The 14,440-nt window shown below is 74.1% G+C and carries 10 protein-coding genes; 5 read left to right on the top strand and 5 right to left on the bottom strand.

All coding sequences use genetic code 11. The features are described from left to right. Nucleotides 1-15 precede the first annotated feature (15 nt). Nucleotides 16-3,528 (bottom strand): serine/threonine-protein kinase, encoded by a 3,513-nt coding sequence (locus POL25_RS25580; RefSeq protein WP_272088804.1) that lies wholly within the window; start codon nt 3,526-3,528, stop codon nt 16-18. A 659-nt stretch (nt 3,529-4,187) separates the two neighbouring features. Between POL25_RS25580 and POL25_RS25575 the strand changes: the two genes are divergently transcribed. Further along, nucleotides 4,188-5,279, top strand: a complete 1,092-nt coding sequence (locus POL25_RS25575) for a fatty acid desaturase family protein (RefSeq protein WP_272088803.1) — start codon at nt 4,188-4,190, stop codon at nt 5,277-5,279. A gap of 541 nt (nt 5,280-5,820) precedes the next feature. Here POL25_RS25575 and POL25_RS25570 read toward each other — a convergent pair. The 3 genes from POL25_RS25570 to POL25_RS25560 all read right to left on the bottom strand — a co-directional run bounded on the left by POL25_RS25570 (nt 5,821) and on the right by POL25_RS25560 (nt 8,340). Further along, nucleotides 5,821-6,570, bottom strand: coding sequence for a hypothetical protein (locus tag POL25_RS25570; RefSeq protein WP_272088802.1), 750 nt, complete (start codon nt 6,568-6,570; stop codon nt 5,821-5,823). Nucleotides 6,571-6,632: 62 nt separating this feature from the next. Further along, complete coding sequence (locus tag POL25_RS25565) at nt 6,633-7,538, bottom strand: ABC transporter substrate-binding protein (protein WP_272088801.1); 906 nt, start codon at nt 7,536-7,538, stop codon at nt 6,633-6,635. A gap of 115 nt (nt 7,539-7,653) precedes the next feature. After that, nucleotides 7,654-8,340 (bottom strand): Pr6Pr family membrane protein, encoded by a 687-nt coding sequence (locus tag POL25_RS25560; protein ID WP_272088800.1) that lies wholly within the window; start codon nt 8,338-8,340, stop codon nt 7,654-7,656. Between the two features lie 107 nt (nt 8,341-8,447). Here POL25_RS25560 and POL25_RS25555 point away from each other — a divergent pair, with 107 nt between their 5' ends. Then, nucleotides 8,448-10,169 carry an FG-GAP-like repeat-containing protein gene (locus tag POL25_RS25555; RefSeq protein WP_272088799.1) on the top strand — a complete coding sequence of 574 codons (1,722 nt, stop codon included), beginning with the start codon at nt 8,448-8,450 and terminating at the stop codon, nt 10,167-10,169. A gap of 52 nt (nt 10,170-10,221) precedes the next feature. Here POL25_RS25555 and POL25_RS25550 read toward each other — a convergent pair whose 3' ends face one another. Then, entirely contained in the window at nt 10,222-11,523 is a 1,302-nt protein-coding gene (locus tag POL25_RS25550; protein ID WP_272088798.1) for a Fic family protein, read from the bottom strand. Between the two features lie 209 nt (nt 11,524-11,732). Here POL25_RS25550 and POL25_RS25545 point away from each other — a divergent pair, with 209 nt between their 5' ends. From POL25_RS25545 to POL25_RS25535, 3 genes are all read left to right on the top strand, one after another. Continuing rightward, nucleotides 11,733-12,233, top strand: a complete 501-nt coding sequence (locus tag POL25_RS25545) for an MYXO-CTERM sorting domain-containing protein (protein ID WP_272088797.1) — start codon at nt 11,733-11,735, stop codon at nt 12,231-12,233. Nucleotides 12,234-12,731: 498 nt separating this feature from the next. After that, nucleotides 12,732-13,481, top strand: a complete 750-nt coding sequence (locus POL25_RS25540) for a glutathione S-transferase family protein (protein WP_272088796.1) — start codon at nt 12,732-12,734, stop codon at nt 13,479-13,481. A gap of 197 nt (nt 13,482-13,678) precedes the next feature. Further along, nucleotides 13,679-14,209, top strand: a complete 531-nt coding sequence (locus POL25_RS25535) for a PaaI family thioesterase (protein ID WP_272088795.1) — start codon at nt 13,679-13,681, stop codon at nt 14,207-14,209. Nucleotides 14,210-14,440 lie beyond the last annotated feature (231 nt).

Here is a 14,440-nt window from a genome sequence, read left to right as displayed (position 1 = left end):
CGGACGATATCGCAGTCAGGGCAGGAACACCCGCTGCCAGCGGTCCGGCTCGGAAACACCTAGCTCACGGAGCGCTTGCTCGGCTTTCACGCGCCGCGCATGGTCCGCGCCGGCGCGGCGGTGTTCGATCGACCACGCGGCGAGCGTCATGCCCGCGGCCTGAAACCCGCGGGCCGCGGCCGCGAGCTCTGCGTCGGCGTTCGCATGCGCGGGGGCGACGCGGGCCCGGATCCACCGCGCATGCAAGCCGGCGTCGGGCCGCGACTCGCAGGCCAGGCGCCGGGCGACGCAGGCGGCCCGCCGGCGATCGCCGCGGGCGAGGGCGCAGCGGGCCCGCAGCAGCAGCGCGTCGACCCGCGAGATCGGGTTGCGCAGCAGGCCGGCGCCGACGATGTCGGGCCAGCGCTCACGCAGCCGCGCGTCGGCGCGGTGGGGCTCGCCGTCGTAGAGGTCGCAGCAGACCTCGACGCGCAGGGCGTAGAAGTGCTGCAGCGTGTAGCTGCGGCGGGTCCACCGGCGCACGCTGTCGCGCGCGTAATGGCGGGCCGCGGCCAGGTCGCCGGCGGCGATCCGGGCCTGCGCGAAGAACTGGCTGAACACCACCAGGCCGTAGAGGTCGCCGCGGGCCTCGGCGTCGCGCAGGTGCTCGCCGGCGCGGCGCTCGACTTCGACGAAGCGGCCCAATTGGTCGAGCGCGGTCAGCTCGAAGCAGGCCCCGAGCACCCGCTCCCAGGTCATGCCGGCGCGCGGGGCCGACAGCGCGTCGAGCCCGCGCGCGGTGCGGGCGACGCACTCGCGCCAGTCGCCGGTGATCATCGCGTCGGCGGCCGAGCACACGTGGGTGAGGCCGAGCAATTGCGGGTCGTCGCGCGCCTCGGCGATCTCGCGGGCGCGCGCGACGAAGCGAGCCCCGACCTCGGCGCGGCCGATGAGGCGGTGGAACGCGCCGAGCACCGCCAGCCCGCGGCCGACCCGGCCCGGTTCGCCGGCCTGCAGCGCGGCCAGCACGGCCCGCACCGCGAACAGCATGCCGTCGGCCGGCATCGTGTTGGTGAGGCCCATGCCGACCGACCAGCACAGATCCACGCGCCGCAGCTGGGCCTCGGTCGGCGCCGCGGCCCCGTCGATCTCGATGCCGCGCAGGCGCAGCCGCACGTACGTCCACAGCAGCGCGAACACGGCCAGCAGCGGCGAGCGCGGCCACCACACGCCCTCGGCGCGCAGCATCGGCCGCAGCAGGTCGAGCCCGCGGTCGATGTAGCCGGCGGCCATCCACGCGTCCGCGGCCTGGCGCAGGACCTCGGGTCGGCTGTCCTCGGGGACATGTTCGGCGCTGGCCAGGAACGTCTCGGCCGCGGCGGCGCAGCGGCCCGCGCGGACCAGCACGCGGCCCTGGCGGCCCTGCAGCGCGGCGGACCGGCCGAGGTCGCGCCCGGCGATCCAGGCCGCGGCGTCGCCCAGCAGCGCGGCCGCGCGTTCGAACGCCAGCGCCTGCTCGGCCTCGGCCGCGGCCTCCTCGGCGGCCCCGCAGGCCAGATCGAGCTCGCCGGCCCCGTGCCAGTGGCGGGCCCGCAGCTCGGGGCTGCCCCAGCGCTCGCGCGCCAGCGCCTCGGCGATCGACCCGTGCAGCAGGGCCCGCAGCGCCGGCGCCAGGCCGTCGACCACGCCCTCGCCGATGCGGTCGTGGCTCGGCTCGACGATGTCCCACCGCCGCGAGCCCTGCATGCGGACCAGCGACAGCGCCCGCAGGGCCCCCAGCGCGGCCCCCGGGCGCTTGACCTGCGCAGCCTGCAGCAGCACCCCCTGCGGCAGCGGCTGGCCCGACAGCGCGATCGCAGCCAGCAGCCGCGCGGCCTCCTCGGGCAGCCCGTGCGTGCGCCGACGGACCCACTCGGCGATCGCGGGCGCCGGGCCGGCCGCGCCGTCGCGGGCCAGCGCCTCGAGCAAGAACGGGTTGCCACCTGACTCTCGGGTCAGGTCGGCGATGCGCCCCTCGGCGCGGGCGCCGAGGTGGTGGCGCAGCAGCGCCTCGCAGGCCGCGGGCGCCAGCGCGGCGACGGCCACTGGCCGCTCGACGATCGCCTGGCCGCGGGCGCCGGCGCGGGCGTGGAGCTCGCGCAGGCAGGCGCTGTCGGCCTCGCGGTCGCTGCGGCAGGTGGCGACGATCGTCAGCGCCAGGCCGTCGGCGCGCGGCAGCAGCAGGTCGAGCATCAGCCCGGCCGTGTCGGCGCCGGCGTGATGAAGGTCGTCGACGAACAGCACGACCGGACGCCCGTCGCCGGCCGCGGCCAGCAGCGCCCGCACGCCGGCGAACGCGGCGCTGCGATCGTCGGCGTCGGCGAGCGCCTGCGGCCCGGGCAGCAGCGCCGACAGCACCGGGAACACCGTCGAGGCCGCGGCCACGTCGGCCGCGGGCCAGCGTCCGCCGGCCCGCAGCGCGCGCATCAAGGCGTCGATCGCAGCATCGAAGCCGCCGTAGGGCACCGACTCGCACTCGTAGCAGCGGCCGCGCAGCACCAGCGCCGCCCCGGCCCGCTCGAGCGCGCCGAGGACCTCGCGCACCAGCCGGGTCTTGCCCACGCCCGAGGCCCCGTGCACGCGCACGAAGCCCGGCGCGCCGGCGACGGTCCCGGCGATCGCGGCCGTCAACGCCGCGCGCTCGTCGTCGCGGCCGAACAGCGGCGCCAGCGCGTCGGCGACCGCCGCGGTGGCGCCGAGGCGAGCGACGATCGCGGCGCCGTCGGGCCTGTCCTTCGGGTCAGTTGCGAGCAACGCCGCGCACAGGTCGTCGAGGTCGGGCGGGACGTCGGCGGCGCAGATCGACGGGCGCTGGCGCTGGCCCGGGAGCTCGCCGGTGAGCAGCACGAACATGATCACGCCGACGGCGAACCAGTCGCTGGCGGGCGCGGGCGCGACCCCGCGGGCCAGCTCCGGGGCGACGTAGCCGGGGGTGCCGGCCGGGGCGCGACCGGTCGGCGTGGCCTCGCCGGCGAGGGCGCTCTCGGCCAGGCCGAAGTCGAGGATGACGACGCGACCGCCGGGCTCGACGAGCACGTTGGCCGGCTTGAGGTCGCGGTGGACCACGCCGGCGGCGTGCAGCGCCCGCACGCCGCTGGCGAGCTGGGCCAGGACCGGGCGCAGCAGGGCCGGGTCGGCCGCGACGGCGTCGGTGAGGCGCGTACCGGCGACGTACTCCATGGCGAGGAACCACGCGCCGTCCTCGACCACCAGCGCCTCGTGCCGCACCAGGTTGTCGTGGCGGATGCCGGCGAGGGTGCGAAACTCCTGCTTGAGGCGAAACAGCCGCCACGGGTCGATCCGGCTCAGGGTCTTGAGCGCGACCCGATCGCCGAGCTCGTCGTCGACCGCCTCGTAGACCAGCCCCATGCCGCCGGCGCCGAGGTAGCGGACCAGCCGATAGGGCCCGATGCGCTCGCCAGGCCCCGGCGGCGACCCCGGCGGCCCGTCGAAGGACCCATCCGCGGTCGTCTCGGTCGTCTCGGACGAATCCGTCGTCGAGCCCCTCACCAGCCCGAGGCTAACACCGAACTCGAGCCATTGGCGCGAGCGCGCGGGAGACCCCGGCGAAACGCACCTCGACCGCCGATGTGGGGCCCACAGCCCCTGTCGCAGATGTTCAGAGGTCGCGCCGGCTCAGCCCGCTCGGGCGCGCGCCCCTCGTGCCGAACGGCGAGGCGGATCGAGACAGTGTTGCCAATGCGATCCGGCGGGCGCTCAATCCACACAGAGGCGATTGCAATCGCATGACCCGACGCGACATTCGCCGATCGAGGCACGAGGTCACCGCGAAATTGCGAGCGATCGAGATCACGAAGCGGTGCGCCGCGAACCTCGACGCGCGGACCCCGGCGCGACAGGGACGGTGGTCCGGCCCGCCCGTACACAGGCGCCAGACGCCGACGTCGCGGCAGGTGCCCTTGCGGACAGGTCCGCCCCGAGCGGTGCATGCGCCTCCTGCGAGGAGATCTGTCATAGATTGGTCATTGCCCGGGGGGGCGCGCTGGCGCGCGCTGCGGCCACGGAGGCGGCCGCAGCGATCGGTCGCCACAGATCGATCTGCGGCCTTCGGCGACCAGGGGCGCGGGCCCGGACCGCCTGGTGCGCGCTCGTAAGCTCACGCTTCTTCGCTTCCGTCGCCGCCCGGGGCGGGGTACCTGTGTCGTCACATGGATCTCGAGGAATTCGCGGCGCTCCGGGCTGAGTTCGCTGTTCGAGGGTGGCACCGCAAGGCCACCGCCGCGGTCGTCGCGGAGCTCCTGTTCGGGTTCGCGGTCTGCATCGTCGGCTACGTGATGTTCCTGGCCTGCGAGTCGCGGCTGCTGGCCTGGCTGGGCATGGCGATCTCGACCTACGGCACGCTGGTGGTCGTCACCAACACCCACACTTCGACGCACAACGGCACCAGCGACAAGAAGTGGGTCAACGACTTGCTGTCGTACCTCGGCTATCCGCTGTTCGCCAACCTGTCGCTCTCGTACTGGCGTAACGCGCACATCACGATCCACCACGCGGCGCCCAACGTGATGGGGATCGACGACGACCACGACTTCATGCCGTGGTTCGTGACGAACGAGACGGAGATGCGGCAGGCGCGGGGCCTGGGGCGGTTTTATTATCGCCACCTGCAGAAATTCTTCTTCCCCGCGATCCTGTGGGTCCACGTGTTCCTGCGCCAGAAGTCGAGCTGGCTGTTCCTGACGAAGGCGCTGCTCGACCCGAGCCGCCGGCGCCGGGCCCACTGGTACGATCTGCTGGCGATGTCGATGTACTGGGTGGCGTGGGTCGGCGTGCCGAGCCTTTTCATGCCGTTCTCCGAGGCGCTGCTGGCATCGGCGATCCGCATCGCGTTCCTCGGCTACCCGCTGTTCGCGGTGCTGGCCCCGGCCCACTACCCGCACGAGGCCGGGTGCGTGCGCCGCGGCGAGTGGCCGAAGGACTTCCTGGCGCTGCAGACCTGCACGACCGTCAACTTCCGCACGGGGCCGATCGGCGGGTTCGCCTGCTCGGGGCTGCAGTACCAGATCGAGCACCACCTGTTCCCCAACTATTCGCACGTTTATTATAAGAAGATGAGCCCGCACGTGCGCGCCTTCTGCGAGCGCATGGGCTACCCGTATCGCACGATGGGCTGGGGCGAGGCGCTGTGGAAGATCTTCGCGGTGTTCGCCCGCCCGAAGCCGGTCGCGCCCGACCTCGAGACGCTGCACGACGAGCTGCAAGGCCGCGCGCCCGAAGCCGCCAGCGAATCGGTCGCGTAGCGCCCGCCTGTCCGTTCGGGCAGACGATCATGGCCGCCTGTCCTTCGGGGCAGGCGGTTCGCGTTTGCGCCCGTGAGCGCCCGGATTGCCCTTCGAGGTACTGCGACCGGAGCGCAGGTGGCGAGGCTGACGGGCGCTGGCGCGCGCGTCATGATGGCTGTCCTTTGGGACCTGGGACCTGCCCGCGCGGTGCGCCTGTCCTTTCGGGAAGGCGATCCTGGCCGCCTGTCCTTCGGGGCAGGCGGTTCGCGTTTGCGCCTACCTCCTCCGCGTCGGCGGTTCGGGTCCGGGCATGTTCACAGCGTCCGCGGGCTGCCGGCGGAGCTACCCCATCGCCACATCTCCGGCTCGCGCCGCGCCGGGGGCGGCGCCCGTAAGCGCCGGGAGGCGCCGCGAGGTGGGCACCCGGAGCGCAGGTGCCGAGGCTGACGCGGGCGCCATGATGGCTGTCCATTGGGACAGGTGAATGTGCGCCGCGATCGTCGCTCGAGCAGGCAATCGCGGCGCCCCGGTGGTGCCGCGATTGCCGGCACACTTTTTATTAAAGAATGTCGGACTGGCAGGCGCCGAGGGCCTGCATGTCCTTGGCGTTGAGGGCGCAGTCGACCTCGGCGCGCGTGCCTTGTTCGGCGCACGCCTCGAGGATGTCGGCGCGCACCTCCTCCAAAATTTCCTCGACCGCCCTGGCCTGGTCGCCGGCGTCGGCCATCGCCAGCTTCTCGAAGTGCGTGAACAGCTTGGTGCACGTCTCGGGCTCGACGCCGGAGCCGTGCTTCTTGACGTGCAGCTCGCGCTCGGCCTCCTTCTCGGCGTCCTCGCAGCGCAGCAGCGCGTCGCGCGTCTGCGCCTCGACCACGCACTGCGCCACCTCGGCGAAGATCTCGGGGCCGACGTGGACCCGCTGATGCTCGAGCGCGTGGATGCAGTCGACCGCCGGCGGGGCCTTGTCGGCCAGCAGCTTGCTCATGTGCGCGCACAGGGCCTCGTTGGTCGGGCCCTTCTCGGCGTGGTGCGACAGCCCGGCCAGGTGCTCCTTGAGCGCCGGGTTCGTGACCGCCTCGGAGGTCTCGAGCGTCGACGCCGCGCGTGCCAGCACGCCCGACTTGTCGTGGCTGATGTCGAGGTGCAGCGGCGTAGGCTTGGCCTCGGCCGGGACCTCGGGCGCCTTGACCTCGGGCGCCTTGACCTCGGGCGCCGGGGCCGCCTCGACCTTCTTTTCGCCGGCCTTGCCGGCCTCCGCGCCGCAGGCGAGCGCGAGGGAGATGCTTACGAGAATGGCTGCGGTGCGCATCGCCGGCACGCTACGCGACGGCGATCGCGATGAACACTGCCATGAATCGCGGGTGTCGTGATTCATGAGAGCGCGGGCGTCGATTCGATGCGACAGGCCCAAACGATCGGGGGCTCGTCACCCCGAAACAGCGCGGCCAGCACGGCGGCCCCGTCGATCACGCTCTGCGGCGTGCAGCGGCTGAACAGATCGACAGCGTCGACCGCCCACAGCTGACCGTCGCGGACGCAGCGGAGCTCGCCGAGCGGCGAGCGCTGGCACAGCTCGGCGGCCTCGGCCGCGGCCGCGGCGAGGTCGTAGCCGCACGGCATGAACACGACGATGTCTGGGTCGGCAGCCGCGATCTCGGGCCACGCGGCGCGGCGCGACGGCTGACCTGGCCCGGAGAGCAGGTGCTCACCGCCGGCCAGCGCCACCAATTCGGGCACCCAGTGGCCGCCGAGGAACGGCGGGTGGCCCCATTCGAGGGCCAGCACGCGCGGTCGCTCGAGCGGACGGACCAGCGCGGCGTGGTGGGCGGCGATGTCGGCGAGGACGGCCTCGCCGCGCGCGGGCACGCCGGCGGCCGCGGCCACGGCCCGCACGTCGTCGGCGAGCCCGACGAGGCTGGTCGCCGCGAGCTCGACGAGCCGCGCCCCCGCCGGCAGATCGCAGCCGTCCGCGCGCGCGGCACAGACGTCGCAGATCGACTGCGACAGCACCAGGTCGGGCGCCAGGCGGGCCAGGGCCTCGCGGTCGACCTGGTACAGCGGCTCGCCCGCGGCCACCGCGGCGCTGACTTGCAGATCGATCTCCGCCGGACCCGGGCCCTGCGGGTGCATGGCGGCGATCCGGCTGCGCGTCAGCACCGGCAGGCCGCGCGCGATCGGGTGGTCGCATTCGTGCGACACGCCGACGACCTCGAGGCCCAGGCTGGCGGCCAGGTCGGTGGCGGCGGGGACGAGGCACGCGATCCGGGGCGAGCGCATGCGCCGAGGATAGCGGAGCGAGAGGTCAGCGGAGCGCGAGGACAGCGGAGCGCGAGGACAGCGGAGCACGAGGACAGCGAGCGCGAGGACAGCGAGCGCGGGCGCGCGTTCGCCGTCAGCGCGAGGCGGCCACGCGCGGGCGGATGGGGCCCTCGCGGCGGGCGAACGCCCGGTCGACCCGCAGCGCCGCGAGCCCGCCGGCCGCGAACACGCCGAGCACGAGGAGGGCGTTGCGGGCGACGGCGGCGACGCCGAGGGCGCCGACGTCGAGGAAGGGGTAGGGGCATTCGCCGGCCTGGACGCCGAGGGCGATTGTCCACACCAGGTGGGCCAGCGGGACCAGCAGCCACAGCAGCACGTGGCGGCGTTGCAGTTGACCATGTCCCAAAGAACATGTCCACCAGACCAGGTAGAAGATCGGCACGGCGTAGTGCAGGCCGGCCTCGGCCCACCACTGCAGCCCGCGCGGGCGCCAAAGGTGGCGCAGGACCAGGAAGTAGGCGCCGCCGGTGACGACGCTGTAGAGGCCGACGCCGGCGCGCGCGGCCGGACGCGCGAGCAGGCGGGCCAGCGGGCGCTGCGAGGCGGTCGCGGCGAGCCCGGCGGTCAGGGCCACGAGGCCGCCGCTGAGCACGCTGAACTCGCTGAAATAGCGGGCGGTGGCCCGCAGCGGCCCGAGCGTGTCGCGGGTGCCGACCACCAGCACGACGTATCGCAGCACCAGCGCGGCCGCGGCGACGCCGGCCACCAGCGCGGCGAAGCGCCGGCCGCCCGGACGCAGGTCGGGTTCGTCGGGGGCCACCCCGGCAGCATGGCCCGGAGCGGCCGCGCGTGCACCCGCGCGGGCGAAATCGGCCTGTTCGTGTTCGTGTCCCGCCGGGCTCGGCGGCGTTGTATCGTCGCGCTCGTATGACGACCGATCGACCGCACGTCACCCTCGGCCTCCTCCTCGCATTCGTCGGTTGCACGCCGACCGAGCCGGCGAAGGACAAAGCGCCGGTGGTCGAGCCGGTCGCGCCGGCGGTGGAGAAGGCGAGCCCCGCGGAGCCGAAGGCGCCGCCCGAGCCGCCGGTGGCCGAGGCGCCTGCGGGCGAGTTCATGGTGTCTGCGGCGGTCCCGGGCGAGCAGAGCCACACGCCGCCGGTGCGCCGCGTCGAGGGCGAGGCGCTGAAGGTGCTGTGGAAGGCGGAGGTCGGGCAGACGACCTTCCGCACGACGATGGCGGTGGTCGACGGCAAGCTGGTGATCGGCACCCACGGTCGTTCGCTCGACGGCAAGAACGAGAAGACCGACGGCGTGTACGTGCTCGAGGCGCGGACCGGCAAGCAGACCCGGCTGATCGCCTCGCCCGGCGGCGGTGACCGCGACGTCGGCGGCGTGGCGATCGACGGCGAGACGGTCTACTTCGGCACCGACAACGCGCAGATCGTCGCGGCGTCGCTGGCGGGCGAGCTGCTGTGGACGGCCAAGGCGAGCGGCAAGGTGCGGCCGGCCCCGGCGCTCGGCGACCTCGACGGCGACGGCGCGGTCGATGTGGTGATCGGCGACGAGTCGGGCATGTTGCGGGCGCTGAATGGCAAGACCGGCGCGCCGCTGTGGCAGAAGCAGAGCGGCAGCAACGAATACGGGGCCAAGGGCTACATCGGCGCGGCGGCGCTGGCCGACCTCGACGGCGACGGCCACGACGACGTGATCGCCGGGTCCCGCGACGCGATCCTCACGGCCTATCGCGGCAAGACGGGCGAGGTGTTGTGGCAACAATCGCGCGATTCGGGGATCCACGCGTCGCCGACGGTCGCCGACTTCGATCTCGACGGCAAGCCGGAGGTGCTGGCGGCGTGGTCCTACGGCGACCTCAGCGTGCACGACGGGGCCACCGGCGAGCCGCGCTGGGCCACGCAGGTCCAGCAGGACGCCGCCGGCATCGACGGGCTGTTCGCCTCGCCAGTGCCGCTGGCGGGCCAGCCGGGGGTGATCGTGGCGCCGACCTCGTGGTGGGGCAGCAACGAGGACGGGGTGGTGCTGGTCGGCGCCGAGCGCCGGACCGCGCGCGCGTTCGAGGGCCGGGTGTCGGCCAGCGCGGTGGTGATGGACCTCGACGACGACGGCCGCCTCGAGGCGATCGTGGGCACCGAGAAGGGGCTGCTGCTGGCATTCTCGGCCGACGGCGGCCGCCGCGAGTTGGCCCGCGTCGGCGGCGGTATCGAGGCGTCGGCGCTGGTGGCCGACGTCGACGGCGACGGGTCACACGAATTGCTGGTGGCCGCCAAGGACGGGCAACTGACGGCATTCGCGACCGGCTCGAAGACGCCGCCGCCGGTGCCGCGCTTCCGCGGCGCCTCGCCGCACAACCGTGGCGATCTCGGCAAGGTCGCTCTCGGCTGGCGCTCGGGACAGGCGGGCGAGCCGGCCAAGACGCCCGGCGGCAGGGGGATCCGCATCGACTACCTGCGCTGCTGCCAGGACCTCGTCGAAGCGGCCACCCGCGCGCCGGCGCCCGACAACGCGCGCCTGCTCGACGCGGCGTCGAAGTGCAACTCGCTGGCCGCAGCGGCGGTCGAGCGCGCCAACGCGATCGCGGCGGTCAAGCTGGCAGCAGCGCCGGTGGAGCTGCCGTCGAGCTGCGAGTGATCGTCACGACGGCCGGCAAACGGGTCGGGCGCGTGAGGACATCGCAGCGCGCTCACGCGGGTGCGCCGAGCAACTGCTCGAGCGCGTGCGCCAGGCACCAGGCGCCACGGACGTCGCGGGCGTCGCGGGCGATGACGAACAGCGGCTCGACGCTGTGCAGAGCCAGGCCGGCGCGGGTGATCACGTGATCGAGGGCGAGGCGGGCGGCGCGGGCGTTGCCGTCGGCGAACGGGTGGAAGAAGCAGACGTCGAGGTACACGCGGGCGGCGCGGACCGCCAGCAGTTCGTCGGAGCCGGCCTCGGCGAGGCAGGCGGTGAAGCGCGCGGACGTGTCGTCGGTCAGGCCGTAGCGGACGTGGCCGCCGCGGGCGAACGCCTCGGTGGTGCGGAACTGCGGCGCCGCCACGCCGAGCACCAGCGCTTGCCACGACGCGAGCGCCGCGAAGGTGAGCGGCGCGCCCGAGCGCGCGTGAGCCCGGCAGGCCGTCAGCGCGGCGAGCATGCGATCGGCGCGCACGGGGTCGCGGGGGCGGTCGCGCTGTTCGATGAATTGCAGGTGACCGTCGCGGTGAAGCGGCTGGCGCCGCCGCGATCGCCGGGGCTCGCGAAACGCGGCGACGCGGGTCTCGAGCCAGGCGGCGAGGGCGTCGGGAGGCGCGGCCGAGGCCTCGCGCGCCGCTTCGGCGACGGCCAGGCCGAGCTGGGCGCAGGCCTCGCGGGCGGCGTCCTCGTCCGGCGCGCACCAGCTCGAGAACTGCCCGTCGACGACGCCCTCGACCGCGCGCTCGACCTCGGAGCCGGCGCGACCGAACGATTCGAGGCACCACAGCAGCGTGCGGGTGAAGGTGTTGTACCAGGCGTCCTCGGTGCCGGTGCGCTCGACGACGAGCGGCAGGAGCCGGGCCGCGGCGCGCTCGACCTGGTCCGCGAGCGGGAACTCGGCTGTCTCTTGGTACAGGTCGGCGAAGGTCGCGGCGAGGTCGACGAGGAACTGCTGCCATTCGGCCAGCGCCGCGACGACGCGCTCGACGGTCGCCTGCGGGTCGGGGTCGTCGCGGCGAAACAGGCTGTCGCGCGAGCAGCACCAGCCGCGCACAGGTCCGCCGCCGCCGGGCTCGCTGGCGGCCCAGTGCCAGCCGGACGCCCACGCGCCGTACTCGCCGACGAACTCGCGCTCGAAGGTGGTGACGAGCGCGTCACGCACGTCCGTCGGGGTGTCCCGCCAGTGCGCCCCGCGCCCGGCGACGGCAGCCTCGACGTGGCGCGCGACGATCCGCCGCGCCGGCTCCGGATCGAACTCGTGCCCGGCCGGATCGACGTCGGACCAGCGCAAGAAGGGCACGGTCGCCAGCATGATCGGGGAGGTTATCACGCAGGAGGTCGTGCGGAAGCGTGGGCCCGCGGAGCAGCAGGCGGTGAACGCGGCCTGCTCTCGATAATTGCTGAGAGGTCCAGCGCGGCCCGCAGTGAGGTCTGCGAATGCCATGAGTCGGGCCGGTGGGCGTCCACGGCGCGCATCCTCGCGCGTGCGCGCGCCGCCGCGAATTCGCTATCATCGCCGGCATGAGCATTCGCTGCTTCAGGGCCGCCCTCGTGGCCATCGCGTTCGCGTTCACCCCGGCGCTCGCGCGGGCCGATGTCCCGCCCGATCCAAACTCGCCGAACGCCCACTGCACGCTGGCCGAACAGTGCCCCGCCGGCGAGTTCTGCGACTACGCGTTCATGCCGGGGCAGCCGGAGGCCGAGTGGAAGCACGTCGGCGAGGAGTGCAGGGCGAGCGTCGCCGCCAAGGGGCTGCAGCAGCGCTGCCGCGACGGCGGCAACTACAGCGGCAGGGAGCTGTACTGTCCGCCGGGCGCGACCGGGAGCTGGTCGCCGGACGGCAAGACGGCGACGTCCGCGCCTGCGCCTGCGCCCGCGCCCGTGAGCGGCAAGAGCGAGCCCGCGAAGACCGCGACCGAGGCGCCGAAGCCGGCGACGAGCTCGTGCGCGATCGACGAGGCGGGGCTCGGTGCCGGCTGGCTGGTGCTGGGCTTCGCGCTGCTGCGCCGGCGGCGGCGCTGAGCCGGGGGGGCGTCGAGCCGGCGCTGTTCAGGACGGGGCGACCCGCGAGCGCGTCGAGAGCTTCATGGCGAGGAGAACATGTTCGAGAGGGCATGGTCTTGAAGACATGTCCGATAGAACATGATGTGTCGAGCACGCGGGCGGGCCCTCGCGCGACCGAGACGGGACGGCGCGCACCGTCTCGAGGCGTTGCGACACTCCGGAGCATGAACCCCCGCTACGCGCTCGGCGGTCTGCAGGCTGGCGAGCGCGGCGCGCAGCTGGGCCGACGTGGGAGGGTGGGGGTCGCTCGCGGTCACGGGCCCATCGTCCCCGATGCCGCCCGGTCGCGGGCGCGCCGCTCGCGTGAGCCGACCCACTGGCGCTTTCACGCCGAAGCTGCCGGTTGCCACGCCGGCGCGGGCCGCCAGGCGCCGGGCGCTTGCGATCTGTCCCGCAGGACAGGTACCCGCGCCGGCCGACGTTGACAGCTCCGCGCCCCGGTGGTCTGGTCGGCCGGTGCCCGGTCCGGTCCACATCGTCGGCAATTACGTCTCGCCCTACGTCCGCAAGGTCCTGGTCGCGCTCGACCTCAAGGGCGTCGCGTACACCATCGACCCGATCATCCCCTTCCTCGGCGGCGACGGCTTCTCCGCCGTCAGCCCGCTGCGGCGGATCCCCGTGCTCGTCGACGGCGACCTGACCCTCACCGACTCCACCGTCATCTGCGAGTACCTCGAAGAGGTCCACCCCGCGCCGCCGCTGCTGCCGCGCACCCCGGCGCTGCGAGCCCGCGCGCGCTGGCTCGAGGAGTTCGCCGACACGCGCATGGGCGAGGTGCTGCTGTGGCGCCTGTTCGCCCAGGTGGTGGTGCGCCCGGCCGTGTTCAACCAGCCGCCCGACACCGCGCTGATCGAGAGGACCATCCGCGAGGACGTGCCGCCGGTGTTCGACTACCTCGAGGCGCAGGCGCCCGCGGACGGGTTCTTCTGCGGCGAGCTGTCGATCGCCGACATCGCCGTCGCCAGCTTCCTGCGCAACGCCGCCCTCGCCCGCGTCGAGCCTGACCCCGAGCGGTGGCCCCGCCTCGCCGGCCTGGCGGCGCGCACCTGGGCCCTGCCGAGCTTCGTCCGCCTGCAGGCGTTCGAGCGCGCCCTGCTCAAGGTCCCGCCGGCCCAGCACCGCCAGGCCCTGGCCGCCATCGGCGCGCCGATCAGCGCCGAGACCCTCGGCACCGACGTGCCGCGCCCGGGGCTGTCGCGCGGCTGAGCGCTCGCTCGCGCCGCGGGGTTGCCTGGCGAGCATGTCCGCAGGGGCATGTCTGCGTGAGCATGTTCGAAAGAGCATGTCTGTTCGAGCATGTTCATGGGGGCATGTCTCCGAGGACATGGCGCCCGATCCGCGGAATGAACGCGGACCGCGCCGGGGCCTTGCCGGCGCCCGGCCCTGCGCGTAGGGTGGCGGGGATGACCGACGCCGGCCGGGCCCTGGCAGCGCTGGTCGCGGCACGGAGCGATCCGGCCGCGGTCCTGGCGATCTTCAACGACCACCGCAGCGCGTTCGACCGCCTGATCGGCCTGGCCTACACGGCGGTCAGCGCCGACGCGGTCGAGGCCGAGGTGCCCGTTACGCCGCAGCTGCTGCAGCCGTACGGCCTGGTCCACGGGGGCGTGTACGCGACGATCGTCGAGTCGCTGGCGAGCGCGGGCGCTGCGATGTCGGCGATGGCGCGCGGGCAGGCGACTGTCGGCCTCGAGAACGCGACCTCGTTCCTCCACGGCACCCGCGGCGGCACGCTGCGGGCCCGCGCGACCCCGCTGAGCCGCGGCCGGCGCACGCAGGTGTGGGGCGTCGAGATCCGCGACGACGACGGGCGCCCGGTCGCCAGCGGCCGCGTGCGCATGCTGTGCCTCGAGGGCGGGGCCACCATCGCCGGCGAGTCGGTGGCGCTGCGCGGCGACGACACGAGCGAGCCGGCGAGCGGCGCCGGCGAGTGAGCCGGCGGACGGGGCGCCGATCGCCGCGGTCACTGTGAGGCGCCGCGCGGCCGCTGCGATCGCTGCGGCGCGGGCGTCGTCGAGGGTTCGCTCGCTCGCCGCTCGCTCGCGGCCCGCGCGAGCGCCATTGGAGCGAGCGATCGACGCGCGAGCGATCCGTCACTGCTGAAATCGACGCCCGGCGCCGCTGGAAGCGGGGGCTGCCGAACACCGGTCGGGCCCCGGTGTGTG

The sequence above is a fragment of the Nannocystis bainbridge genome (assembly GCF_028368995.1).
GTDB lineage: Bacteria > Myxococcota_A > Polyangia > Nannocystales > Nannocystaceae > Nannocystis > Nannocystis bainbridge.
Note: the sequence above shows the minus strand (reverse complement) of the source record. Positions and strands in the feature narration are given on the sequence as shown.